The following is a 24,922-nucleotide window of genomic DNA, read 5'->3' on the forward strand; positions in this document are numbered from 1 at the left end:
CCGGACCGTGTGAAACACGCTGATGGGGCGGTGGACACGCCCCCCTTCAGGGCGAGTTGTGCGCCCGCGCGCCGCTTCGCTTTCGCTTGCTCCCTATTAGCGCCGGATGCGCAGTATGTACGCCGCGCAGGCGAATCAGGCGCGACGAGGGGAGCAGACGTGGGTGGGATCACTCTGGTGAAGGACCCGGCGCAGGACGGGCCTTCGGGGGAACGGCGGGCACGGTGGGCCGTGCGGGAGCCCGCTCCGGAGTTCTCCGACGCGGTGACGGAAGACCCGTTCGTCCCGGCGCCCCCCGCCGCCCCCTCGGGGGCCGCCGTGGCGCTCAGCCCGCGCCGGGTGCGGCTGGTCTTCGTCGGGCTGATGCTCACCATGCTGCTCGCGGCCCTCGACCAGATGATCGTGGCGACCGCGCTGCCGAGGATCGTCGGTGATCTGCACGGCCTCGACAAGGTCTCCTGGGCGGTCACGGCCTATCTGCTGGCCTCCACCGTCGGGCTGCCCGTCTACGGGAAGCTGGGCGACCTCTTCGGCCGCAAACCCGTCTTCCAGTTCGCCATCGTCGTCTTCGTGATCGGCTCGGCACTCTCCGGCTGGTCACGGACCATGGACCAGCTCATCGCCTTCCGCGCCGTCCAGGGCGTGGGCGGCGGCGGTCTCATGATCGGCGTGCAGGCGATCATCGCCGACATCGTGCCGCCCCGCCGACGCGGCCGGTTCATGGGCCTGATCGGCGCCGTCTACGGCCTCGCCTCGGTGGCCGGACCCCTGCTCGGCGGCTTCCTCACCGACCACGCCTCCTGGCGCTGGTGCTTCTACGTCAACGTCCCCTTCGGCCTCCTCACCCTCGCCGTCATCGCCGTCGTCCTCCAACTGCCCCAGCCCGCCGCCCGCCCGCGCCTGGACGTCCTCGGCGCGCTCCTGCTCATCGCCGCCTCGACATGCGTGGTGCTGCTGACCAGTTGGGGCGGAACGCAGTACGCCTGGGGCTCGCGCGTCATCCTGGGGCTCGCCGCGGGAGCCCTCGGCACGGCCCTGCTCTTCGTCGTGGTCGAGAGCTGCGCGCGCGAACCGCTCATCCCGCTGCGGCTCTTCCGCGACCCGGTCTTCGCCGTCTGCGGACTGGTCGGCGCGGTCATCGGCGTCGCGCTCTTCGGCGCGGCCAGCTATCTGCCGACCTTCCTGCAGATGGTCGACGGCGCCAGCGCCACCGGCTCCGGGCTCCTGGTCCTGCCCATGATGGGCGGCATCGTCGCCGCCTCGATCGTCTCCGGCCAGCTCATCAGCCGCACCGGCCGCTACAAGATCTACCCGGTCCTCGGCAGCGCGCTCGCCGCGGTGGGCATGTGGCTGCTCTCCCGGCTGGAGAGGGACACGCCCCGGCTGGACTACAGCCTCTGGATGGCGGTCCTCGGCATCGGCATCGGCCTGGTGATGCCGGTCCTCGTCCTCGCCGTGCAGAACGCCGCCGACCCCGCCGACCTCGGCACCGCCACCAGCGCCAACAACTACTTCCGGCAGATCGGCGGCAGCGTGGGGGCCGCCGTCTTCGGCACCCTGTTCACCAACCGCCTCGCCCACTCCCTCACCGAGCGGCTCCCCGCCGGCGCCCGGCTGCCCGACCCGAAGTCGATCACCCCGCAGCTGGTGCGCGGCATGCCGCCCGCCCTGCGCGACGGCTACATCCGCGCCTACGCCGAGGCCATGCCGCGGATCTTCCTCTACCTGGTGCCGGTGCTCGTGCTCGGCCTCCTGCTCGCCTTCTTCCTCAAGGAGAAACCGCTGGTGTCCCAGAACGCCCCCGCCGCCGAAGCGACCCCCGTGCCCCAGGCACGTACGCCCCACGCCCCCGCCCACAGCGGCGTCCCGGTCAGCGGAACGGTTCAGCACAGCGACGGCACCACCGTGCCGCGTGCCGCGCTCACCCTCGTCGACGTGCGCGGACAGCAGGTCGGGCGCGGCGGCAGCGGTGAGGACGGGCGGTACGCGCTGAGCGTGCCGGGCCCCGGCAGCTACGTCCTGATCGCCGCGGCCACCGGACACCAGCCGCAGGCCGTCTCGGTGACCGTCGGCGAGCGCCCGGTCGAACTCGACGTGGTCCTCGGCGGCGCCGGACGGCTGGCCGGGTCGGTGGTCACCGCCGACGGCACCCCGGTACGGGACGCCGCAGTGACCCTCACCGACGTACGCGGCGAGGTCGTCGCCACCACCCGCAGCGGGGCCGAAGGGGCCTATGTGATCGGCGAGTTGGTGGCCGGCGAGTACACCCTGGCCGCCGGTGCCCCCGCATTCCGGCCCGCGGCCCTCCCCGTCAGCGTCCAGGCCTCGCGCGAGACGCGGCAGGACATCGAACTCGCGGGCGGCGCCGTGCTGCGCGGCACGGTCAGGGCGAGCGGCGGACGGCCGGTCGAGGACGCGCGCGTGACGCTGCTGGACGCGGCCGGGAACGTGGTGGACACCATCACCACGGGCCTCGACGGCGCCTTCCGTTTCGTCGACCTCTCCTCCGGCGAGTACACGGTGATCGCCGCCGGGTATCCGCCGGTGGCCACGGTCCTCCAGGTCGCGGGTGGCGGTCGCACCGAGCGCGACCTCCAACTGGGCCACGAGGACTGACTTTTCGTCAACCACATGCCCGTTCCACGCGGGCGCGCGCCGTATTCCGGCGTTGCCCCGCGCGGGGCCTTCGCATGGCCGTACGGTAGGTGGCACAGCCGCAGATCCTTGCGGCGGGAAGGAGCCTCCACCCATGGACAGTGGCACTCCGCCGACGCTGCCCCGGCAGTCCGCCGTGGCCGGACGGATTCCGCTTGCCGTGATCGTCGTGGACGGCGACGGGCTGGTCTCGCACTGGTCGACCGGTGCGCGCCGGCTCTTCGGACCCGCTCGCGAGGAGGCGGTGGGACGGCCCGCCCTCGATCTGCTGCCGGTCTCCGGCGCGCTGGCCGAGGAACGGTCCGCCGATGTACTGGGCGAGTTGGACGCCTACGACCTGTTCGGCCCCGCGCTGGACGCCTCGCTCAACGGCCTCACCTCGTACCCCACGGCCGGGCGCGCCGCGCTCTCGGATCCCGGGCGGCCCCGCGTCGATGTGCTCTGGTGGGCGTATCCGCTGGTCGGGCCGGGCTCCGGGCGGCTTCTGGTGCTGGCGGCGGACGCGGCGCTGCTGCACGCCGGCCACCCGGGACCGGGCCGGGGCGGCGTGGAGCGGATAGCGCCGGGCTTCGCGCTGCACACCGAGTTCCAGGGCGCCGAGGAGCTGGCCGGGCGGCTGCCCGAGATCCTGCCCAGTATGAGCGTGGGCGAGAGCTCCCGGATCGTCTCGCAGGTGCTCGAACTGGGCTATCCCGTTCTGGAATTCAGCCGCCACGACCGGGTGCCCGTGACGCCCGACTGGGGTGTGCCCCGCCGCCCGGAGCGCAGGTCGGCGCGCGGCGCCGAGCGGACCCCGGCCGCCGCCGTGCCGGCGCCCGCGCCCGAGTTCGCGCAGGATCTCGAGTACGCCGCCGTGCGCGAGCGGCTGGAGTTCCTCAACGAGGTCAGCGGACGCATCGGCTCCTCCCTCGATCTGTCCCGCACCATCCAGGAGGTGAGCGCCGCCGTGGTGCCGCGCTTCACCGATGTCGCGGGCACCTATCTGCGGGAACAGGTCATCGCCGGTGAGGGGTTCCCGGACGGCCCGCCGGACGAGACCACCCTGTGGCACCGGGTCGCCGTCGAGCACGTCGACGCACCCGGGCGGTGGGACGACGTCGTGCCGGTCGGCGAGTCCATGCCGTTCCCCGCGCACACCCCCTTCTTCCAGTGCATGACGACCGGCGAGCCCGTGCTCGTCCCGCGCATCAGCGAGCAGATGGGCACCGCCATCGCCTCGCAGTTCGAAAAGCGCGACATCCGGCCTCTGATCAACGGCCGGTCGATGCTGCTGGTTCCCCTCAAGGCACGCAACGTGGTGCTCGGGTTCATGATCCTGCTGCGCCACGCGGAGCGGGCCGAGTTCAACGACATGGACCGGGTGACCGGCGCCGAACTGGCCGCCCGCGCCGGGCTCGTCCTCGACAACGCCCGGATGTACACCTACCAGGAGAGTGTCGCCGAGACCCTCCAGGACTCGATGCTGCCGCAGGTCACCCCACAGATGACGGGCTGCGACACCGCCACCCGCTATCTGCCCGGCACCCTGCTCGGCCGGGTCGGCGGCGACTGGTTCGACTCCATCAAGCTGCCCGGCTCCCGGATCGCCCTCGTGGTCGGCGACGTGATGGGCCACGGCCTCAACTCGGCGGCGATGATGGGCCAGTTGCGTACCGCCGTCCAGACCATGGCCGCCCTGGACCTGCCACCCGCCCAGCTGCTGCGCAACCTCGACGATCTGGCGCAGCGGCTCGGCGAACACTATCTGGCGACCTGTCTGTACGCGGTCTACGACCCCATCGAGGGGGAACTCCTCCTGGCCAACGCGGGCCATGTGCCGCCGGTCCTGGTCCGCGCCGCCGACGGCCGCAGCGAACTGCTGGAGCTGCCCACCGGGGCGCCCATCGGCGTCGGCGGGGTGCCCTTCGAGACCGTGCGCCTGCGCGTCGAGCCGGGCGACCGGCTGGTGATGTGCACCGACGGTCTGGTCGAGGTGCGCGGGGAGGACATCGGTGTGGGCCTCGCGACGCTCTGCGAGTCGGCCGCGCACCCCGCCGCCTCGATGGACGACGCCTGCGACACGATCATCCGCGCCCTCAACGTCCGAGGTGGCCGCAAGGACGACGTCGCCCTGCTGATGGCCCGGCTCAACGGCATCGCGCGCGAGGACGTGGCCGAGTGGCAGCTCGACATCGACGCGCGCGAGGTGGCCCGGTCCCGGCGCTTGGTCGTCGGCCAACTGCGCGCATGGGAAGCGGAGGAGGTGGCGGAGACCGTTGAGCTGCTGGTCAGCGAGGTCGTCACCAATGCCGTACGGCATGCGCACAGCCACCGGGTGCGGCTGCGGATGGTACGGGCCGAGACGCTGCGCTGCGAGGTCGTCGACGACGACCACACGCTTCCGATGCTGACGCACGCGGGAGCGCTGGACGAGGCGGGGCGGGGTCTGCGGGTGGTGAGCCGACTGGCCCGCGAGTGGGGGACGAGCCGTACGGGCGAGGGCAAGACCGTGTGGTTCGAGGTGCCGCTGCCGCGCCGGGGGCGCACGGGGCGCTGAACCGGCTCGAACGAGGCGTGAAGGATTGGGCCGAGCCCTTGTCGGCGTGGCTCCGGGCCGATAGACCGATCTTCACACCGTGCGTGCCAGCCTGGGGAGTCGGTCATGAGCGTGACGAGTCGGTACAAGGATGCCTGGGAAGGCTTCTGGAACGAGGCGCCGGACGAGACGGGCGCGGTGTTCTGGGACGCCGAGCCGGCCCTGACGGCGGGCCCCCACCTCGCCCTCTTCGAGCCCCATATCACCGACCTGGCCCTGCCCCTGGTCGATCTGGGGTGCGGCAACGGCACCCAGACCCGCTTCCTCGCCGACCGCTACGACAGGGTGGTCGGCGTCGACCTCTCACCCGCCGCGGTGGAGCGGGCCAGAAGCCAGGACCCGGACGGCCGCGCCCGGTTCGAGCAGCTGGACGCGACCGACGAGAAGGCCGTCCAGGACCTGCACGCGCGTCTGGGCGACGCCAACGTGTACGTACGCGGGGTGCTCCACCAGTGCGAGCCGGCCGACCGCGGGCCGCTGGCCGACGCCGTCGCCGCGCTGGTGGGGACGCGCGGCCGGGCCCTGCTGGTGGAGCTCGCGGAGACGGCCAAGCAGGTCCTGGTGGGGCTGGCCCAGGACCCGGCGGGGGCGCCGCCGAAGCTGCGCCCGGTCTTCGACCACGGCCTCACCCCGGGCGAGGTGGCCGACGCGGCCGTGCCCGCCCTGCTCGGCGCGGCCGGGCTGACGGTCGTGGCCCGCGGCGAACTGCCGCTGACCACGACCGAGTACCGCCCGGACGGCACCCGGATAACGCTGCCGTCCACGTGGTGGGTGGTGGGGCGTACCGGGTGAGGACCGGCGCGGCCGGACAGGCCGCGGGTCAGGAGTCCTTGCGCCGGCGCAGCAGCAGGACACCGCCGGCCAGGACCCCCGCCAGGGAGGCCGCCGCGACGGGCTGCGCCGCCGCGCCCAGGGCGAACGAGTCCTGGGGCGCCGCGCCGCCGCCGTGCCCGTGGTGGCTGACGGTGGACCTGGCGGCGCCGGCGTCGATGGTGCGCTGACTGGGCGCGGCCGGCTGCGCCCCGGCCTGCGCGGCCTTGCCGTACACGACGTCCGAGCAGCTGTAGAACGCCTCGGGGCTGTCGCTGCGCTGCCACACCTTGTAGATGACGTGGCGGCCGGTGCGGGCGGGCAGGTTCCCGGTGAAGTTGTAGTAGCCGTCGGTGGAGGTCCTCGTCGTGGCGTAGGTGGCGACCGGCTGGGAGTCCAGGTCGGACCACTTCAGGGGCTTCGTGGGGTCGAAGCCCTCCTTGGTGATGTAGAGCGTCATGGTCCCCGAGTGCGGGGCCGTCACGCGGAACCTGAACCCGAAGGAGCCCGCCGAGACCCCGGTGGCCGGCCAGTCGGTGCGCGCCCAGTCCAGGGCGCGGTACTTCTCGCGATTGGCGGAACACAACTTGCCGTCGGGGATGAGCTGTTGGTGGTGCCCGTCGGCGTTGGCGATGTTGACCTCGTTCCAGTCGTACAGCGGCTGGGTGCCGGAGTCGGCGACCAGGTCCTTGCACACCTGCGACTTGGGCGTCTCGGGGCCTTCCGCGTAGCAGGCGGCGACCCGGCTGACGGGGTTGAACACGGCGCCGTGCGCCGCGGCGGGCGAGGCGGCGACGGAGAGCAGTGACGCGGACGCCACACCGAGACCACCGAGGACACCGAGCGAGGCTGCTGTACGTCGTACGGACATGTGGGGCTCCTTCGCAGCTGGTTCGGACCAGAGGCTGGCATTGGTCTGGACCAACACGCAAGAGGTCTGCACCAATTGGGTGCGTCAGGAGCCCCGGCGGAGCGCGCGCCAGGACACGCGCCGGGGGTTGTCCACAGGGCTGGTGAGGGCGTTCCGCGACGCGTACGGTTTCGTGGCATGAAGATCCTCATCAGCGCCGACATGGAGGGCGCCACCGGTGTCACCTGGCCGGCCGACGTGCTGCCGGGCACCCCGCAGTGGGAGCGCTGCCGGGCCCTGTTCACGTCCGATGTGAACGCGGCGGCGCTCGGCTTCTTCGACGGCGGCGCCGACGAGGTCCTCATCAACGAGGCGCACTGGTCCATGCGCAATCTGCTGCTGGAGCGGATGGACGAGCGCGTGCAGATGCTCACCGGCCGGCACAAGTCGCTGTCCATGGTCGAGGGCGTGCAGCACGGCGACGTGGACGGCATCGCCTTCGTCGGGTACCACACGGGAGCGGGCACCGAAGGCGTCCTGGCGCACACCTATCTCGCCAACTCCATCACGGGCGTCTGGCTGAACGGGACGCGGGCGAGCGAGGGCCTGCTCAACGCCCAAGTGGTCGCGGAGTACGGCGTGCCGGTGGTGCTGGTCACCGGTGACGATCTGACCTGCGCGGATGCCGAGGGCTATGCCCCGCGGGCGCACAAGGTGGCAGTCAAGGACCACGTCTCGCGGTACGCGGCGGTGTGCCGCACCCCCGCGCGCACGGCCGCCGACATCAGGTCGGCGGCGAAGGCGGCGGCGGAGCTGGCGGTCCGTCACGACCCGGTCCAGGGCGGGCCCTTCACCGTCGAGCTCGAATTCGACGCGGAGCATCTGGCGATGGCCGCCACGGTGGTCCCGGGCGCGGCGCGCAGCGGCGAGCGCCGCGTCGCCTATACCAGCGACACCATGTACGAGGGCATCCGCACCTTCAAGGCGGTCACCACGATCGTCTCGGCCGCGGTGGAGGAGCAGTATGGCTGAGCACATCGACGCGACCGCGCTGGACGAGGTGGTGGACTTCACCTGCGACCTCATCCGGATCGACACCACCAACCGCGGCGGCGGCGACTGCCGCGAACGCCCCGCCGCGGAGTACGTGGCGGAGCGGCTCGCCGCCACCGGCCTGGAGCCCACCCTGCTGGAGCGCACACCCGGGCGCACCAACGTGGTGGCGCGCATCGAGGGCACCGATCCCGGCGCCGACGCGCTGCTGGTCCACGGCCATCTCGACGTGGTGCCCGCCGAGGCCGCCGACTGGAGCGTGCACCCCTTCTCGGGCGAGGTCCGCGACGGGGTGGTGTGGGGGCGGGGCGCCATCGACATGAAGAACATGGACGCGATGGTCCTCACCGTCGTCCGGGCCTGGGCGCGCGCGGGCGTGCGCCCCCGGCGGGACATCGTCATCGCCTACACCGCGGACGAGGAGGCCAGCGCCGTCGACGGCTCCGGCTTCCTCGCCGACCACCACCCCGCCCTGTTCGAGGGGTGCACCGAGGGCATCAGCGAATCCGGCGCGTTCACCTTCCACGCCGGCCCCCGCATGGCGCTCTACCCCATCGCGGCGGGTGAGCGCGGCACCGGCTGGCTGAAGCTCACCGCGCACGGCCGGGCGGGCCACGGCTCCAAGGTGAACTCGGCCAACGCGGTCAGCCGGCTGGCCGCCGCGATCACCCGGATCGGGGAGTACCGGTGGCCGGTCCGGCTCACCCCGACCGTCCGCGCGGCCCTGACCGAGCTCGCCGCCCTGTACGGGATCGACGTGGACCCGGCCGCCCGCGGCTTCGACGTCGACGCGCTCCTCGGCAAGCTCGGCCCGGCCGCCGCCCTGGTGGAGGCGACGGTACGCAACAGCTCCAACCCGACTATGCTGGAGGCCGGTTACAAGGTCAACGTGATCCCGGGGCACGCCACCGCGTATGTGGACGGGCGGATCCTGCCGGGCGGTGAGGACGAGTTCCGGGCCACGCTCGACCGGCTCACCGGCCCGGACGTCGACTGGGAGTTCCACCACAACGAGGTCGCCCTCCAGGCCCCGGTGGACACACCGACGTACGCCAAACTGCGCGCGGCCGTGGAGAAGTTCGCCCCCGAGGGGCATGTCGTGCCGTACTGCATGTCCGGCGGCACCGACGCCAAGCAGTTCTCCCGGCTCGGCATCACCGGATACGGCTTCTCGCCGCTGCGGCTGCCGCCCGGCTTCGACTACCAGGCGCTGTTCCACGGCGTCGACGAACGGGTCCCGGTGGACGCCCTCCATTTCGGCGTGCGGGTCCTCGACCACTATCTGCGTTCCGCGTAGGGGGAGTTGGAAGACATGGTGCCCATCGGGCCTTACGGAACCTGGCCGTCGCCGATCGACGCCGAGCTCGCCGCCGCCCACGACGGTTCGCCCGACTTCGTCGGCGTCGTCGGCGCGGAGGTGTGGTGGACCGAGCCGCGTCCCACCGAGGGCGGCCGACGCGCCCTGGTCCGACGCCGGGCGGACGGCACCCCCGAGTCCGCGCTGCCCCCTCCGTGGAACGTACGCAGCCGGGTCATGGAGTACGGCGGGGTGCCGTGGGCCGCGAAGGCGCAGGACACCGGGGGACCGCTTGTGGTATTCGTCCACTTCCCGGACCAGCGGCTGTACGCCTACGAGCCGGACGGCGCGGGGGAGCCGAGGCCGCTCACCCCGCTCTCGGCGGTGGGGCAGGGGCTGCGCTGGGCCGACCCCGTCCTCGTGGCGGGGCGCGGTGAAGTGTGGTGCGTCCTGGAGGAGTTCACCGGTGACGCGCCGACCGACGTGCGCCGGGTGCTCGCGGCCGTACCGCTCGACGGCTCGGCCGCCGAGGACCGGGGCCGGGTGCGCGAGCTCTCCGACGGACGGCACCGCTTCGTCACCGGCCCCCGGCTCTCCCCGGACGGCTCCCGCGCGGCATACCTCGCCTGGGACCACCCGGACATGCCGTGGGACGGCACCGAGCTGTTCCTCGCGGAGATCGGAGCGGCCGGTGTCCTCGAAGGGGCGCGCCCGGTCGCGGGCGGCCCCGGCGAGTCCATCGCGCAGGTGGAGTGGGCACCCGACGGCCGGCTGCTGTTCTCCTCCGACCGCACCGGCTGGTGGAACCTCTACCGGGCCGACCCGGCGCCCCCCGCTCCGGCGTCCACCGCCCCGGCCTCCGGCCGCCCGGCGGACCGCGAGGGCGCGGCGGTGGCGCTCTGTCCGCGCGAGGAGGAGTTCGGCGGGCCGCTCTGGCAGCTCGGCCGCCGCTGGTTCCACCCGCTGGAGAGCGGGCTGGTCGCGGTGGTCCACGGCCGGGGCGCGACCGCGCTCGGCATACTCGACCCGGAGACCGGCGAGGTCGTGGACGCGGCCGGGCCCTGGACGGCCTGGCACGGCACGCTCGCGGTGCACGGCAGCCGGGTCGTCGGGGTCGCCGCGAGCCCGCGCACGGCGGCCGAGGTGGTGGAGCTGGACACCCGCTCGGGCCGCACCCGCGTGGTCGGGCGCCCCCACGAGGACGCGGTGGACCCGGCGTACTACCCGGAACCGCAGATCCGCACCTTCACCGGCCCGGGCGGCCGTGACATCCACGCCCTGGTCTACCCGCCGCACCACCCCGGCCGGGCGGCGCCCGCCGAGGAACTGCCGCCGTATGTGATCCGGGTGCACGGCGGACCCACCGGTCAGGTCCCCCTCGTCCTCGATCTGGAGATCGCCTACTTCACCTCGCGCGGCATCGGCGTGGCCGAGGTCAACTACGGCGGCTCCACGGGGTACGGACGGGAGTACCGCGACCGGCTGCGCGAGCAGTGGGGCGTCGTCGACGTCGAGGACTGCGCGGCCGTGGCGCGGGCGCTCGCCGACGAGGGCACCGCCGACCCCCGCCGCCTGGCGATCCAGGGCGGCAGCGCGGGCGGCTGGACCGTGGCGCTCTCCCTCGCCACCACCGATGTCTACGCCTGCGGCACCCTCCTCTACCCCGTGCTCGACCTCGCCGACTGGTCCTCGCCCGAGGGCACACACGACTTCGAGTCGCGGTACATGGAGTCCCTCATCGGCCCTCTCGCCGAGTTCCCCGGGCGGTACGCGCAGCGCTCGCCGATCAGCCACGCGGAGCGGATCAGTGCGCCGTTCCTGCTGCTCCAGGGGCTCGACGACCCGATCTGCCGGCCCGCCCAGTGCGAACGGTTCCTGGCCCGGACGGCGGGCCGCGGCATACCGCACGCGTACCTCGCCTTCGAGGGCGAGGGCCACGGCTTCCGCCGCGCGGACACCCTGGTCCGGGCCCTGGAGGCCGAACTGTCCCTGTACGCCCAGACGTTCGGCATCGACCGGCCCGACGTCCCCCTCCTGGAGCTCGACAAGTGACCCCGCCACACCACACCCCCACCCCGCTCACCCGGCCGGCGCGGCTGCGGCCCGGCGCCCGGGTGGCGGTGGTGGCCCCCAGCGGACCCGTGGTGGACGAGCGGCTCGACGCGGGGCTCGACATCCTGCGCGGCTGGGACCTCGACCCGGTCGTGATGCCCCATGTCCGCGACCGCCACCCGCGGTTCCGCTACCTCGCGGGCGGCGACGAGGACAGGGCGCGCGACCTCCAGGAGGCGTGGTGCGACCCGTCGGTCGACGCGGTGCTCTGTGCGCGCGGCGGGTACGGGGCGCAGCGCATGGTGGACCTGGTCGACTGGAGCGCGCTGCGGGCCGCCGGGCCCAAGGTGTTCGTCGGCTACAGCGACGTGACCGCGCTGCACGAGGCGTTCGCGGCACGCCTCGGCATCTCCACCCTGCACGGGCCGATGGTGTCGGCCGAGACGTTCCTCAAGGACGACCCCACCCAGCGCTCCCTGCGCACCACGCTCTTCGCACCCGAGGCGGCCCGCCCGCTCGGCCTGGAGAGCGCCCGCGCCATGGTGGCGGGCCGGGCCCGGGGCATCACCGTGGGCGGCTGCCTCGCCCTGCTCGCCGCGGGCCTCGGCACTCCGGACGCCATGGCCTCGGTGCGCGGGGGACTGCTGCTCCTGGAGGACGTGGGCGAGGAGGACTACCGGATCGACCGCGTCCTGACCCAGCTGCTGCGGTCGGGATGGCTGGACGGGGTGGCCGGGGTGGTGCTCGGCTCCTGGGAGGCGTGCGGACCGTACGAGAGGGTGCGGGCCGTGCTGGCCGACCGGCTCGCCCCGCTCGGCGTGCCGGTGGTGGAGCACTTCGGCTTCGGCCACTGCACCCCCTCGCTCACGATGCCGCTCGGGGTGCCCGCGGTGCTGGACGCCGACGCGGGCACGCTCACGTTGGAGGTGCCCGCGTTGGTGTAGGCCGTACGCCGGGAGGGCGGGCCGCCGAGGGAGGCGCGGACCGGGGACGCGCGGGCTCGCTACAGGGCCGCGTACCCCGGGCGGATCAGCTCGTCGATGATGCGGCGGCGCTCCGGCAGCGGCAGGAACGCGGCCTCCACGGCGGCGACGGTGAACTGCTCGAACACCTCGGGCCCGTAGCCGAAGGCGTCCACCATGTGCTGGAACTCCTCGCTCATGGTGGTGCCGGAGACCAGCCGGTTGTCGGTGTTGAGGGTGACCCGGAAGCCGAGGCGGCGCAGCAGGTCGATCGGGTGCGAGGCGTAGTCCTTGGCCGCGCCCGTCTGGAGGTTGGAGGTGGGGCACACCTCCAGCGCGATGCGGTTGTCGCGCAGATAGGAGGCGAGGTGGCCGAGGTCCGCCGTGCCGTCCTCGTGGACCGTGATGTCATCGGTGATCCGCACACCGTGGCCGACGCGCTCGGCGCCGCAGATCTGCACGGCCTCGTGGATCGACTCGGCGCCCACGGCCTCGCCCGCGTGGATGGTGAAGTGGCAGTTCGACCGCTTCAGGTGCTGGAAGGCGGGGAGGTGGCGGGCCGGCGGGTTGCCGATCTCGCCGCCCGCGATGTCGAACCCGGCCACCCCGCGGTCGCGGTGCGCCACGGTCAGCTCGGCGATCTCCAGGGAGCGGTCGGTGTGGCGCATCCCGGTGAGCAGGGCGCGCACGGTGATCCGGCCGCCGGTGCGGCGCTCGCCCTCGCGCAGACCCGCGTTCACCGCCTCGACGACCTCGTCCAGGGTGAGCCCGCGCTCCAGGTGCTGCTCGGGCGCGTACCGCACCTCCGCGTAGACGACCCCGTCCGCCGCCAGGTCCTCGGCGCACTCCGCCGCGATCCGCTCCAGCGCCTCGCGGGTCTGCATCACCGCGCAGGTGTGGGCGAAGGTCTCCAGGTAGCGCTCCAGCGAGCCGGAGTCCGCCGCGTCGCGGAACCAGACCGCGAGCGCCGCCGGGTCCTCGGTCGGCAGGCCCTCGTAGCCGCAGGCGCGGGCAAGCTCGACGATGGTGGCGGGACGCAGGCCACCGTCGAGGTGGTCGTGGAGGACGGCCTTGGGCGCGCGGCGTATCCAGTCGGCGACGGGCTGGGCGGCGAGGTTGTCAGACAAGTGCATGACCGGGGAGTGTACAGCCTCGGTCCGCGCGGCCTAGCCGCTGTGGAGCACGGGGAGGGCCGGCGCCCCGCTGGGCAGCATGTGCTTGGCGGCGAGGACGGGGGTGCCCGCCACCGTCACGACCTGTGTGACCAGGACGGCGGGGGTCTCCGCCGGGCGCTGAAGCTGCTCGCCCCGGCGGCGGCCGAGCAGGGTCGCCGTCACCCCGCTGTGCGCGCTCAGCGGTACGCCCCGGGAGGCGTCCACCAGCACCGCGAGCATGGAGCGGGCGCTCTCACCGGCCAGTGCGGCGGCGAAGGCGGGGTGCAGCCGTTCGAGCACGTCGTGCGGCGCGGCCCACTCGTGGCACAACGCCACCGACAGCCCCTCGCCGACCAGCACGGTCTCCCAGAACCGCAGCTCAGCCCCGGCCCCGGGGAGCAGGTGCTGCGTGGTGAAGTCGGTCGGCTCCTCGACACTGCGCAGCAGCGCGCGCACCCTTACCGGCCCGCCCGCGCCGAGCAGCTCCTCCAGCGGCTGGAGCTGCTCGAAACCGCGCCGGGGGGGCCGGTCGTTCACGGTCCGCCCCACGCCCCGGCGCACCGAGAGCAGCCCGTCCTCCTGGAGCAGCAGCAGCGCCTCGCGCAGCGCCGGACGGCTCACTCCCAGCTCGCCCGCGAGCCTCGGCTCCGAGGGCAGGGTGGAGCCCGGCGGATAGGTGCCGTCGTGGATCGCGTCGGCGATCCGCTCGTACAGGGCGACGACCGGCCTGCGCTGCTGTCCGCTGACTGCCATGGCGCAAGCATGGCCCGACCTCCACTTGTCTGACAAGGCGGCGGGGGGTGGGCGCCCGTGGCCGGAACCGCCCCTCACCCGTACGGACCGCTTCGGCGCCCCCTCCCGTACGCCATCCCCTCATCCTGTACGGAAGGCGTGGCGCGAATCCGCGGCCGGCCCACCAGGGGCGGAGGGAGCGGCCCGAGGAGGTCACCAGGGCAGCCACGGCAACAGCCGGATGAGGATCAACTCCCGGTATATCGTGGCCCGTTGTCACGCCATACGGTACGGACGAGGAGTGCGAGCATGAAGTTCAGGGCCACGGTCATCCCGTCCGGCAACGCGCTGGGCGTCGAGGTGCCGCAGGACGTCATCGACGAGCTCGGGCAGGGCAAGCGGCCCCCCGTGGTGGTCGGGATCAACGGCCACTCCTGGCGTACCAGGGTCGCCGCCATGCGCGGTCAGATCCTCATCGGTATCAGCGCGGCCAACCGCGAGGCGAGCGGTGTCGACCTCGGCGAGGAGATCGAGGTGGAGCTCCGGCTCGACGAGGAGCCCCGCGTGGTCGAGGCACCGGACGACCTCGCGGCCGTGCTCGACGCGGACCCGGCCCTGCGCGGTGCGTACGAGCGGATGGCCTTCAGCCTCAAGCGCAAGCAGGTCGGGGAGATCGAGAGCGCCAAGAGCCCGGAGACGCGGCAGCGGCGCATCGACAAGCTGGTCGAGTCGCTGCGGGGCAAGTGACCCGCAGGACCGCCCGTCCCTCTCCCACCCCCTCCTCCTCGTCCTGTCCCGCCAGTACCCTGACCCCGTGCCCGACAAGATCACGTATCTCGCCCAGGGCCCCCGCGTGGGCCTGCGGACCTTCACGCACGAGGACGCCGAGGAGTTCACCGCGCTCGCCCGCGAGAGCCGGTCCCTGCACGCGCCGTGGCTCTTCCCGCCGACCGACCTCGACGCGTACGCGGCCTACGCGGAGCGGCTGCTCGCCGATCCGACCCGGTACGGGTTCCTCGTCAGCACCCGCGAGGACGGCCGGATCGCCGGGTTCATCAACATCAACAACGTGGTCCAGGGCGCGTTCCGCAGCGGCGCGCTCGGCTACGGCGCCTTCGCGCACGCCGCCGGGCGCGGGCTGATGAGCGAGGCACTGGATCTGGTCACCCGGTACGCGTTCGCCACGCTCGGACTGCACCGTCTGGAGGTCAACATCCAGCCGGGCAACCTCGCCTCCATCGCCCTGGTGCGCCGCGCCGGATACCGCCTGGAGGGCTTCTCGCCCGACTTCCTCTTCATCGACGGCGCCTGGCGCGACCACCAGCGCTGGGCGATCACCGCCGAGATGGTCGAGCCCCGCTGACTCCCCGCCGGGCGGCGGCCTTTGCGCAATCCTGACCAGGGGCTCCTCTGGTCAGCGCGGCGCGTGCCGTGTTCCATGGTCACGGGGCGGTCGCAGGGACGGGGTGGCCGACCGCGCGAGGGAGTGAGGTTGTCTTGGCCACGACCGTACGTCGTTCCGTACTGACGCTGCCCGCCGCCCCGTTGGGGCAGCCCAACCCGCTGCCCGCGCTACGGCCGATCGACCGGGCGCAGGCCGTCGACGCACGGGCCGAGCGGGCCCGCGAGGGCCTGCCGCGCGACATGGCCCGCCAGATCGGCTACCAGCCCCTGGAGACGGTCCTGCCGGTACGGGTCCTCGACGGCTACGGCCGGGAGCGCACCCCGACCGACCTGGACACCCTCGTCCTGGAGAACTCCCGACTGCGCGTCACCGTGCTGCCGGGCCTCGGCGGCCGGATCCGCTCCCTCTTCCACAAGCCGACCGGCCGCGAACTCCTCTACGTCAACCCCGTCCTCCAGCCCGCCGGCTTCGCCCTGAACGGTGCCTGGTTCTCCGGCGGCATCGAGTGGAACATCGGCGCCACCGGCCACACCACCCTGGCCTGCGCACCCGTGCACGCGGCCGTCGTCCCGGCCCCCGACGGCGGTGAGATGCTGCGCCTGTGGGAGTGGGAGCGGCTGCGCGACCTGCCCTTCCAGGTGGACCTGTGGCTGCCCGAGGACTCCGACTTCCTGTACGTGGGTGTGCGTGTGCGCAACCCGCACGAGCGGACCGTGCCGGTCTACTGGTGGTCCAACACCGCCGTGGAGGAGGGTGAGGGCACCCGCGTCCTCGCCCCCGCCGACAGCGCCTGGCTCCTCCACTGCCCCGAGGGCGTGGCAGGTGCCCCCACCGGGCACGGGCGCACCCTGCGGCGGGTGCCGGTCCCGGAGTGGGAGGGCGCCGACCGTACGTATCCGCTGCGCGGCGAGTACCCCGCCGACTACTTCTTCGAGGTGCCCGACGGCGCGCGCCGCTGGATCGCCTCGCTCGACGCGTCCGGGCGGGGCCTGGCGCAGACCTCGACCGACCTGCTGCGGGGACGCAAACTGTTCCTCTGGGGCTCGGGCCGGGGCGGGCGGCGCTGGCAGGAGTGGCTCACCGAGCCCGGCACGACCGGTTACGCCGAGATCCAGGCGGGTCTGGCCCGTACGCAGCTGGAGCACGTTCCGCTGGAGGCGGGCGGGGAGTTCGCCTGGCTGGAGGCGTACGGGCCGCTCGCCGCCGACCCCGAGCGGGTGCACGGCGAGGACTGGACGGTCGCCCGCGAGGAGGTGGCGCGGCGGCTTCAGGCGGCCCTGCCGCGCGAGGCGGTCGAGGAGGCGTACGAGGCCTGGCGCCCGTACGCCGACACCGAGCCCACCACCTCCCTGGCCACCGGGTCCGGCTGGGGCGCGCTCGAAGTGCTGCGGGGGAACCTGAAGCTGCCGGGTACCCCGTTCCCCGAGACGACGCTCGGCGAGGAGCAGGTGCCCTGGCTGGAACTGCTGAACGCGGGCGCGCTGCCCGAGCCGCGCCGGGTCGTGCCGCCGGGGCCGACGCTGGTGGCGCCGCACTGGCGGGACATGCTGGAGACGGCGCCCGCCTCCCCGCTCACCGAGTACCACCTCGGGGTCGCGCAGTGGCACGCGGGCGACCGGGCGCAGGCGGTGCGCAGTTGGGAGCGCGGACTGCCGCTCGCGCCCTCGCGCTGGCCGCTGCTGCGCTGTCTGGCGGTCGCGGACCGGCTCGCGGGCAACCCGGACCGGGCCGCCGATCTGTACGCCGAGGCGTTCGACGACCTGTGCGAGGAGCGGCGGGACGGGGAGCACTGGGTGGCCGCGACCGCCGCGCTGGGCCGCGAGGCGATCGCGGCACTGCTGGCGGCGGGACGGCCGGACGGGGCCCGCGCGGTCTGGGACCGGCTGCGGGATCCCGTACGGGCGCGCGGGGCGTTCCGGCTCCTGGAGGCCCGGATCCTGCTGGCCGAGGGGGACGTGGCGGGGGCGCGGGCCGTCTTCGACGAGGGGTTCGAGGTGGCGGATCTGCGCGAGGGCGCGGAGGTGCTGGACGAGGTGTGGTCGCGGATCACGGACGAGCCGTTGCCGGACCGGTACGCGTACCGGATGCGACCGCCGTCCTGCTGAGGGGGCTGAGGGGCGCGGTTCGGATGCGCGTGGGCGAGGGGCCCGTCGTGCGGGCCTCCGTGCCCCGCGAGGGGCGCTGTCGCGCCCCCGGGTCACCACCTCGCGCCCCGGCAGGCGCGTTACCCCCGGTGGTCCACGTACTCGAAGACCGAGCCGTCGGGGTGGACCGCGATCAGGTTGCGGCCCACCGGGGTGGGGACCGGGCCCGCGATGACGCGGGCGCCCACCCCGGTCAGGGCGCGGTAGGCGTCGTCGACGTCCTTCACGGCGATCGTGGCCGACACCTTGCGCAGGATCTCCAGCTCCGACTCCGGACCGCTCATCAGCAGGAAGCAGCCGACCGCGGCGACCGAGACCCCGCCGCGTTCGAAGCGCAGGGCCTTGCTTCCGACGAGGCCTTCGTAGAAGGCCACCGAGGTCTCCAGATCGTCGACGCAGACGCGCAAAGTGGTTCCGAGGATCTCCATACGAACGAGCCTAGTTGGTGACCGTCACACGCGGCAGAGGATCTCGCCGTGGGGGACCATGAACCACCCGTCGTCGGCGGCGGCCCACTCCCGCCACCCCTCGGCGATCGCCGCGAGCCCGGCCTCGGTGGTGTGGCCGCCGTCCACCGCGAGCCGTGCGTAGGAGGACGCCACCGTGCGCTCCGCCCACAGCCCGCTCCACCACGCGCGCTCCTCGGGGGTGGCGAAACACCAGGCCGAGGCGGTGGAGGTGATGTCCGTGAACCCGGCGGCGCGCGCCCACGACCGCAGCCGCCGCCCCGCGTCCGGCTCGCCCCCGTTGGCCCGGGCGACCCGGTGGTACAGCTCCAGCCACGCGTCCAGGGCCGGGACTTGGGGGAACCAGGTGAAGGAGCCGTAGTCGCTGTCGCGCGCCGCGACCAGTCCGCCGGGGCGGGTGACCCGGCGCATCTCGCGCAGCGCCCGGACGGGGTCGCCCACGTGTTGCAGCACCTGGTGGGCGTGGACGACGTCGAAGGAGGCGTCGGGGTGGTCCAGGGCGTGGACGTCCGCGACGGCGAACGCCATGTTGGTCTGCCCGCGCTCCTCGGCGTACGCCCGCGCCCGCTCGACGATGCCGGGCGCCGCGTCGACGGCCGTCACATGGCCGTCCGGGACCAGCGCGGCCAGGTCGGCGGAGATGGTGCCGGGGCCGCAGCCGATGTCCAGGATCCGCGCGCCGGGCCGGAGTTCACCGAGGAGGTAGGCGGCGGAGTTGGCCGCGGTGCGCCAGGTGTGCGAGCGCAGGACGGACGCGTGGTGGCCGTGCGTGTAGACGGCGTTCTCCGGTGCCATGGCCGGCTCCCTCTCTCCCTGTCCGACCTCTGCGGTCGGTACGGCCACCGTACGCCGCCATGTCGCATACTGAGACCTGTGTTTCACCATACGGACTGCGCGGGCCCGTCCGCCGGGCGTGCTCCGGGGCGGGCGCGCATCACCCGGTCCGTACTACCGACGGGGTGGAACAACCCGTAGCGTCGGGTGCGTCACCCCTGCCGAGCAAGGAAGATCACTTGGGAGGGCACCATGGGTGAGGTAGCGATCCGGTACGTCGGCGGGCCGACCGCCGTCGTGGAGATCTGCGGTTTCCGGCTGGTCACCGACCCGACGTTCGACGCTCCCGGCGACTATCCGATCGGCACGGGCCGCAAGCTGGTCAAGACGGCGGGACCGGCCGTCGAGGCCGACGAGATGGGCGCCGTGGACGCGGTGCTGCTCTCGCACGACCAGCACCCCGACAACCTGGACGAGTCCGGCCGCGCCTATCTGGCCCGGGTGCCGCTCGTGCTGTCGACCACCGCCGCGCGCGCCAGGCTCGGGGACACCGTGACGGCGCTGCCCAACTGGCGGACGTACGGGCTCGGTGAACGGCTGCGGATCACCGGCGTGCCCGCGCTCCACGGACCCGCGGGCGCCGAGACGGTGACCGGCGAGGTCACCGGCTTCGTCCTGCACGGCGACGCGGTGCCGACCGTCTACGTCAGCGGCGACAACGCCTCCCTGGACCACGTCCGCGCGATCGCCGAGCGCTTCGGGCCCGTCGACGTGGCCGTGCTCTTCGCCGGGGCGGCCCGCACCCCGCTCCTCGACGGCGCCCCGCTCACCCTGACCAGCGAGGCCGCCGCCGAAGCCGCCCGGATCCTGGGCGCCCGCCATGTCGTGCCGCTGCACTTCGAACACTGGGGCCACTTCAGCGAGGGCGCGGACTCCCTGACCGAGGCGTTCGCCGCCGCCGGGCTCGGCGAGCGGCTGCGGCTGCTCAAGCCCGGGGCGACCTTCACCGACTAGGGCGGGCCGCGAAAGCAGCGCCGCCCGCGTCTCACGCGCGGACCGGCGGCCGGTACACCGTCAGCGCCTCGGGCAGCTTGTCGACCGTCAGCTCACCCTCTATGTGGGCGACCTCCCCGTCGTACGCCACCGGGGTGCGCGGCGCGAGGGCGCCGATCCGCAGCCGGCGCAGCCGACGCGCCGCGTGGACGGGGGAGCGGCTGAGCGGTCCGGCGAGCGCGGCTGCCAGCAGCCGCAGCCCGGGGAGCCGGCCGCCGTGCACCACCCGCACATCGAGCAGCCCGTCGGCCAGGTCGTAGCGGTGGGCGGGGGCCGGGCCGAGGCGCTGGTAGATGCAGTTGCCCGCGAACAGCAGCCACAGCGCGTGCGGCCTGCCGTGCACCTCGGCCTCCAGGGGCCGCTCGCCGCGCAGCACCTCGAACGCCGCGAGCACCCCGGCCGGCCAGCCGCCGATCCGCGGCGACCAGCGCTCGCGCAGCCGCACCAGCTCCGGGTAGACACCGAGGCTGAAGGTGTTGACGAAGTACCCGGCGGCCGTGCCGTCCGGGCCCGGCGTGAACCGGCCGAGGTCCACCTTGACCGCGTCGCCCGCCTCCAGCGCGCGTGCGGTGTCCTGCACCTCCTCGATGCCCAGGTCGTACGCGAAGTGGTTGAGGGTGCCTCCGGGGAAGACCGCGAGCGGTACGCCGTGCCGGGCGGCGGCCACCGCCGCCCGGTTCACCGTGCCGTCGCCACCGCACACCCCGAGCGCCCGGCCGCGCCGGGCCGCCTTGTCGAGCGTGGCCTCCAGGTCGTCGGGGGCGCACTCGATCACCTCGGCCAGCGGCAGCGCCTCGCGCACCGCCGAGGCCTTGGCGGCGGCCGTGCCGGAGCGCTCGTTGACCACCACCACCAGGTGCTCCCCGCCGGGCAGCGCGGGCGCCTCCGTATAGGGGCGGCCGGGCGCGGGCAGCTGGCGCCGGGTGGGGACCAGACCGCGTACCGCGAAGGCCGCGCCCACGCCCAGGGCCGCGCCCACCACCACGTCACCCGGATAGTGCACGCCCGTGTACACCCGCGAGGCGGCCACCGAGACCGCGACCGGCGCCACCAGCGCGCCCCAGCCCAGCGACTCCAGGGCCACGCCGGTCGCGAAGGCCGCCGCCGAGGCGGAGTGGCCGGAGGGGAAGGACGTGGTGATCGGCTGGTGCTTCAACTGCCGCACCAGCGGCACCAGCTCCAGTATCGGCCGGGGCCTGCGCACCGACCGCTTGGCCACCGTGTTCACGGTCGCCGAGGCGAGCGCGAGCGAGGCCACCCCGCGCAGCGCGGCCCGCCGCGCCCGGGGCGAGCCGGTGGCGGCCATCGCGGCGGCGGCGCCGAACCAGAGCAGCCCGTGGTCGGCGGCCCGGCTCAGCCGCGGCAACACGGCGCGGGCGCCGGGCCAGTTGCGGCCGGCGGCCTCCTGGAACAGCTCGCGGTCGCGGTCGCTCAGACGGCGGGGCAGCCCACGGGTCCAGAACGACCGGTTGGCGGGGGGTGGCACGGACGGCTGGGACGGAAAAGACATGGAGCATGGGTACCCGCGCCCGCTCGGCGCAATCCGTGCTTGAGCCCTCGGCTCCCGTCGGACACAGTGGCCTCATGGATTCCTCTGCGTCCGCGGACCACGCCCGGCTCCTCGACCTTCACCGCGAGGCCGTCACCCTCTTCGGCTCCCGTGTCCACGCCGTCCGCCCCGACCAGTGGGACCTGCCCACGCCGTGCGCCGAGTGGACCGTGCGGGACCTGGTCAACCATCTGGCCGTCGAGCAGCTGTGGGTGCCGCCGCTGGTCGCCGAGGGCCGCACCATCGCGGAGGTCGGCGACGCCTTCGACGGCGACGTCCTCGGCGAGGACCCGGTGGACGTGTGGGAGACGGCGCTCTCGGCGGCCGTGGCGGCCTTCGCCGCGCCGGGCGCGCTCGACGGCACGGTCGAGCTCTCCTACGGCAGGACGGCCGCCCCCGCGTACTGCTCGCAGATGATGGCGGACGCGGTGGTGCACTCCTGGGACCTGTCCCGGGCGATCGGCGCCGACGAGCGGCTGCCGGACGCGCTGGTGGACGCGGCGGCGCGGGAGTTCGGCGGCTACGCCGACCAGCTGCCCCGGAGCCTGTTCGACGCGCCCGTCGCGGTGCCCGAGGGGGCGGACGCCCAGGCGCGCCTGCTCGCGATGCTGGGCCGGGCTGCCTGACGGGCCATCAGGGAAGCTGAGGGGGCCTCGGCCGGTCGCTCCAGCGGCTCTGGCGGGGCACCCGGGCGGAGCGCGGCACCGCCGGGCCGGCCTCCGGGGCCTCCACCCGGCAGTCCTGGTGCGCGGTGACGTCCCGCAGACTCACCAGCCCCAGCGGACGGCCGCCCTCGACCACCGGCAGCCGCCGCACGGCGTGCCGCCGCATCAGCCGCAGCGCCGTCGCCACCTCGTCGTCGGGGCGCACGCTCACCGAGGAGCGGGTGCACACGGACTGGGCGCTGACCGTCAGCGGATCCGCGCCCTCGGCCACCGCGCGCACCGCGATGTCCCGGTCGGTGAGCACCCCGATCAGCCGGTCGCCCCGGGCGACCAGCACATCCCCGACGTCCTGGGCGCGCATCAGCCGGGCCGCCTCGACCAGTGAGGCATCGGGCCGCACGGCCGCCACACCCGCCGTCATGACTTCACGGACGTACCGTGCCATCGCTGTCCCGCCCTTTCTCCGTTGCTTCGTGCTTCTTCTTGCTTCGTGCCGGCTCGGTGAGGGCGCAGTACCCGGACCCGCGCCGGCCATGCCCGAAACCCGGGGGGTTTGGAGTGACAGACCCCGGGCAGGCGCACGTCGTGCTTCGGACCGGAGGCACGTCCGTGGGAGCGGCTGTCCGCTCCGGGCGTGCCCGTGCTCCGGCCGGGGCACCCGGCGCAGCCCCTTCCCAGCGGTGACCACCATCCGATTCCACCGTTCTCAGGGAGCTGTCCGCATGCGTACGTACGCACCTGCCACAGCCAGGCATTCGCACGACGACGCGCCCGACACCGCCGACGCGTTCGTCCGCCTGGCCGCCCTGCCCCCCGGGCCCGAGCGGCACGCGCTGCGCCAGGAGCTGGTCCGGGCCTGGCTGCCGATGGCCGAGCGGCTGGCCGGCCGCTTCCGCAACCGGGGCGAGTCCCTCGACGACCTGCGCCAGGTCGCCGCCCTCGGCCTGGTCAAGGCCGTCGACCGCTACGACCCGGAGCGCGGCGCCGCGTTCGAGAGCTTTGCGGTGCCGACCATCACCGGCGAGCTCAAGCGCCACTTCCGCGACCACATGTGGACCCTGCACGTGCCGCGCCGGGTCCAGGACCTGCGCGGCCGGGTCCGATCCGCCCGCCAGGAGCTCATGCAGAGCGGCGCCTCCCGCAACCCCTCCGTGGCGGACATCGCCGCGCACACCGGGATGACCGAGGAGGAGGTCAAGGCGGGCCTCGAAGCGCTCGACAGCTTCTCCGCGCTCTCCCTCGACGCCGAACTGCCGGGCGCCGAGGACGGGTACTCCCTCAGCGACTCCCTGGGCGAGCCCGACCCGGCGCTCGACATCGTCGTCGACCGCGAGTCGGTCAAGCCCGGGCTGCGCCGGCTGCCGCCGCGTGAGCGCCAGATCCTCTACATGCGGTTCTTCCGGGACATGACGCAGAGCAGCATCGCCGAGGACCTCGGCATCTCCCAGATGCACGTCTCCCGGCTGATCAGTCGCTGCTGCACTCGGCTGCGGGACCAGGCCCTGCGGGAGCAGACTCCGGCCGGTAACCTTCCGGCGCGGCGGGACGCCGCATAGCCAGCGCCACATGGCGGGACATCACGTCCATCGCGTGCGCCTCGGCCATCGAGAACGGGCGCGCCGAACCCGTACGGAAGAGGGTGAGCACCCCCTGTACGGGGCCGGGCGCGCCGAGCGGCACGCACAGCAGCGACGTCACGTCCGCGCGGGTGAGGAACGCCGCGCCCGAGGCGTCGTGGCCGAACCCCTCGGTGTCCTCGGGCTGGAGCTGGAGCGCGGTGGCCCCCGCCCGGGCGGCCTCGGCCACCAGCGGGGCGCGGGCCGGGTCCTGGGCGGCGAGAGCCCGGCGCAGTCCGGCGTCCTCCTCGGCGGCCGGACCCAGCACGGCGACGCGCCGCGGCCCGTCCTCCACCACATCGGCGATCACCCACTGGGCGAAGCGCCCGCAGAGCACCCGGGCGGCCGTCTCCAGCGCCTCGGCGCCGTCGCCCGGCGGCAGCCGCAGCAGCGCCCCCGCCATCGTGTCCACCAGGTCCATCAGCCGGGCATGCCGCGTCGACTCGGTGAGATCGGGCACCTCCGCGGCCGGGGTGGCGGCCTGGGCGGACCGGGACATCCCCGGCTGGAAGACGACCAGGACGGCCGGGTGCGGCTCGTCCGGCGGGCGCAGCGCGGACAGCGTGGCGAACAGCGGCTCCCCGGGGCGCTGCTGGAGGCGGACGGTCAGTCCCCGGTCGCCCTCGCCGCGCGCCACGGCCGCCGCCTGGGAGCGGAACGCGGCGCGGTCGCCCGGCATCAGCAGGGCCGCCAGCGGCCGTCCGGTCGCGTATCCGGCGCGGGCCCCGGTCAGACCGGTGGCCGCGAAGTTCAGCCTCCGCACCACCGTCTCGCGGTCGACGAGCACCACCGGCAGCGGCAGCCGCTGGAACAGCGCCTTCAGCAGCAGCCGCTCCTGCCGGTCGCCGGGTGAACCGGCCGCGCCCGCGGCGACGGCGACGCACTGCTCGTACCGGGGCCACAACTGTTCGGCCACGTGCTGGAGTTCGAAGAGCGCGGCGTCGAGGAGGGTGAGCCGGTCGTCGGCGTCCTGGGAGCGCGCGGTGCGCAGCTCGCCCACCCGTCTGACGAAGTCCGCCAGGTCCTCGCCGAATTCGTCCACCGTCTGCGTCATAGCAGCAAGTTAGCCGCTGGCGCCGTTTCCCGGTCCCGGCGCGGGGAATGCGCGG

Annotated in this window: 21 protein-coding genes; 13 read left to right on the forward strand and 8 right to left on the reverse strand. The window is 74.0% G+C overall.

Annotated elements, in window-relative coordinates; all coding sequences use genetic code 11:
- Positions 1-159: 159 nt before the first annotated feature.
- The 3 genes from ACZ5ID_RS08490 (at position 160) to ACZ5ID_RS08500 (ending at position 6,022) form a co-directional block, all read left to right on the forward strand.
- Entirely contained in the window at positions 160-2,616 is a 2,457-nt protein-coding gene (locus tag ACZ5ID_RS08490; protein ID WP_468894700.1) for an MFS transporter, read from the forward strand.
- A 133-nt stretch (positions 2,617-2,749) separates the two neighbouring features.
- Positions 2,750-5,191: a SpoIIE family protein phosphatase gene (locus tag ACZ5ID_RS08495; protein ID WP_468894702.1), complete on the forward strand. Its 2,442-nt coding sequence runs from the start codon at positions 2,750-2,752 to the stop codon at positions 5,189-5,191.
- Positions 5,192-5,296: 105 nt separating this feature from the next.
- The gene (locus ACZ5ID_RS08500; RefSeq protein WP_468894704.1) at positions 5,297-6,022 is read left to right on the forward strand and encodes a class I SAM-dependent methyltransferase; all 726 of its coding nucleotides are present in this window, start codon (positions 5,297-5,299) and stop codon (positions 6,020-6,022) included.
- 28 nt (positions 6,023-6,050) lie between these two features.
- On the opposite strand, the gene ACZ5ID_RS08505 is transcribed toward ACZ5ID_RS08500, so the two are convergent.
- A complete protein-coding gene (locus tag ACZ5ID_RS08505) occupies positions 6,051-6,911 on the reverse strand; it encodes a lytic polysaccharide monooxygenase auxiliary activity family 9 protein (RefSeq protein WP_468894706.1) in 861 nt (286 codons plus the stop codon).
- Positions 6,912-7,088: 177 nt separating this feature from the next.
- Here ACZ5ID_RS08505 and ACZ5ID_RS08510 point away from each other — a divergent pair, with 177 nt between their 5' ends.
- The 4 genes from ACZ5ID_RS08510 to ACZ5ID_RS08525 are packed head-to-tail and all read left to right on the forward strand — an operon-like array spanning position 7,089 to position 12,236.
- The gene (locus ACZ5ID_RS08510) at positions 7,089-7,922 is read left to right on the forward strand and encodes a M55 family metallopeptidase (protein WP_468894708.1); all 834 of its coding nucleotides are present in this window, start codon (positions 7,089-7,091) and stop codon (positions 7,920-7,922) included.
- Complete coding sequence (locus ACZ5ID_RS08515; protein WP_468894710.1) at positions 7,915-9,240, forward strand: M20/M25/M40 family metallo-hydrolase; 1,326 nt, start codon at positions 7,915-7,917, stop codon at positions 9,238-9,240. The genes ACZ5ID_RS08510 and ACZ5ID_RS08515 overlap by 8 nt, the downstream gene beginning before the upstream one ends.
- 15 nt (positions 9,241-9,255) lie before the next feature.
- Positions 9,256-11,292, forward strand: a complete 2,037-nt coding sequence (locus ACZ5ID_RS08520) for a S9 family peptidase (protein ID WP_468894712.1) — start codon at positions 9,256-9,258, stop codon at positions 11,290-11,292.
- Positions 11,289-12,236, forward strand: coding sequence for a S66 peptidase family protein (locus ACZ5ID_RS08525; RefSeq protein ID WP_468894714.1), 948 nt, complete (start codon positions 11,289-11,291; stop codon positions 12,234-12,236). The genes ACZ5ID_RS08520 and ACZ5ID_RS08525 overlap by 4 nt, the downstream gene beginning before the upstream one ends.
- 59 nt (positions 12,237-12,295) lie before the next feature.
- Here the strand turns inward: ACZ5ID_RS08525 and ACZ5ID_RS08530 are convergent, their stop codons facing one another.
- Together ACZ5ID_RS08530 and ACZ5ID_RS08535 are read right to left on the reverse strand one after the other, a co-directional pair.
- Positions 12,296-13,387, reverse strand: coding sequence for an adenosine deaminase (locus ACZ5ID_RS08530; RefSeq protein WP_468894716.1), 1,092 nt, complete (start codon positions 13,385-13,387; stop codon positions 12,296-12,298).
- Positions 13,388-13,420: 33 nt separating this feature from the next.
- Positions 13,421-14,161, reverse strand: coding sequence for a GntR family transcriptional regulator (locus ACZ5ID_RS08535; RefSeq protein ID WP_468894718.1), 741 nt, complete (start codon positions 14,159-14,161; stop codon positions 13,421-13,423).
- A gap of 288 nt (positions 14,162-14,449) precedes the next feature.
- Between ACZ5ID_RS08535 and ACZ5ID_RS08540 the strand changes: the two genes are divergently transcribed.
- From ACZ5ID_RS08540 to ACZ5ID_RS08550, 3 genes are all read left to right on the forward strand, one after another.
- On the forward strand, positions 14,450-14,887 hold the full coding sequence (locus ACZ5ID_RS08540) for a YdeI/OmpD-associated family protein (protein WP_468894720.1): 438 nt from the start codon (positions 14,450-14,452) through the stop codon (positions 14,885-14,887).
- 67 nt (positions 14,888-14,954) lie between these two features.
- Entirely contained in the window at positions 14,955-15,503 is a 549-nt protein-coding gene (locus ACZ5ID_RS08545) for a GNAT family N-acetyltransferase (RefSeq protein ID WP_468894722.1), read from the forward strand.
- A gap of 134 nt (positions 15,504-15,637) precedes the next feature.
- Complete coding sequence (locus tag ACZ5ID_RS08550) at positions 15,638-17,650, forward strand: DUF5107 domain-containing protein (RefSeq protein WP_468894724.1); 2,013 nt, start codon at positions 15,638-15,640, stop codon at positions 17,648-17,650.
- A 119-nt stretch (positions 17,651-17,769) separates the two neighbouring features.
- On the opposite strand, the gene ACZ5ID_RS08555 is transcribed toward ACZ5ID_RS08550, so the two are convergent.
- Complete coding sequence (locus tag ACZ5ID_RS08555; RefSeq protein ID WP_468894726.1) at positions 17,770-18,117, reverse strand: VOC family protein; 348 nt, start codon at positions 18,115-18,117, stop codon at positions 17,770-17,772.
- Positions 18,118-18,141: 24 nt separating this feature from the next.
- A complete protein-coding gene (locus tag ACZ5ID_RS08560) occupies positions 18,142-18,951 on the reverse strand; it encodes a methyltransferase domain-containing protein (RefSeq protein ID WP_468894728.1) in 810 nt (269 codons plus the stop codon).
- A 231-nt stretch (positions 18,952-19,182) separates the two neighbouring features.
- Between ACZ5ID_RS08560 and ACZ5ID_RS08565 the strand changes: the two genes are divergently transcribed.
- Positions 19,183-19,944 carry an MBL fold metallo-hydrolase gene (locus ACZ5ID_RS08565; protein ID WP_468894730.1) on the forward strand — a complete coding sequence of 254 codons (762 nt, stop codon included), beginning with the start codon at positions 19,183-19,185 and terminating at the stop codon, positions 19,942-19,944.
- A 31-nt stretch (positions 19,945-19,975) separates the two neighbouring features.
- On the opposite strand, the gene ACZ5ID_RS08570 is transcribed toward ACZ5ID_RS08565, so the two are convergent.
- Positions 19,976-21,493: a phosphatase PAP2 family protein gene (locus ACZ5ID_RS08570; protein WP_468894732.1), complete on the reverse strand. Its 1,518-nt coding sequence runs from the start codon at positions 21,491-21,493 to the stop codon at positions 19,976-19,978.
- A gap of 74 nt (positions 21,494-21,567) precedes the next feature.
- Here ACZ5ID_RS08570 and ACZ5ID_RS08575 point away from each other — a divergent pair, with 74 nt between their 5' ends.
- Complete coding sequence (locus ACZ5ID_RS08575; protein ID WP_468894734.1) at positions 21,568-22,158, forward strand: TIGR03086 family metal-binding protein; 591 nt, start codon at positions 21,568-21,570, stop codon at positions 22,156-22,158.
- Positions 22,159-22,165: 7 nt separating this feature from the next.
- Here the strand turns inward: ACZ5ID_RS08575 and ACZ5ID_RS08580 are convergent, their stop codons facing one another.
- Positions 22,166-22,642 carry a CBS domain-containing protein gene (locus tag ACZ5ID_RS08580; RefSeq protein ID WP_468894736.1) on the reverse strand — a complete coding sequence of 159 codons (477 nt, stop codon included), beginning with the start codon at positions 22,640-22,642 and terminating at the stop codon, positions 22,166-22,168.
- A 277-nt stretch (positions 22,643-22,919) separates the two neighbouring features.
- On the opposite strand from ACZ5ID_RS08580, the gene ACZ5ID_RS08585 reads away from it, so the two are divergent.
- Entirely contained in the window at positions 22,920-23,753 is an 834-nt protein-coding gene (locus tag ACZ5ID_RS08585) for an RNA polymerase sigma factor SigF (RefSeq protein WP_468894738.1), read from the forward strand.
- On the opposite strand, the gene ACZ5ID_RS08590 is transcribed toward ACZ5ID_RS08585, so the two are convergent.
- Entirely contained in the window at positions 23,665-24,867 is a 1,203-nt protein-coding gene (locus tag ACZ5ID_RS08590) for a PAS domain-containing protein (RefSeq protein WP_468894740.1), read from the reverse strand. The genes ACZ5ID_RS08585 and ACZ5ID_RS08590 overlap by 89 nt on opposite strands.
- Between the last annotated feature and the right edge of the window lie 55 nt (positions 24,868-24,922).

The sequence above is a fragment of the Streptomyces sp. NPDC031670 genome, assembly GCF_055580545.1.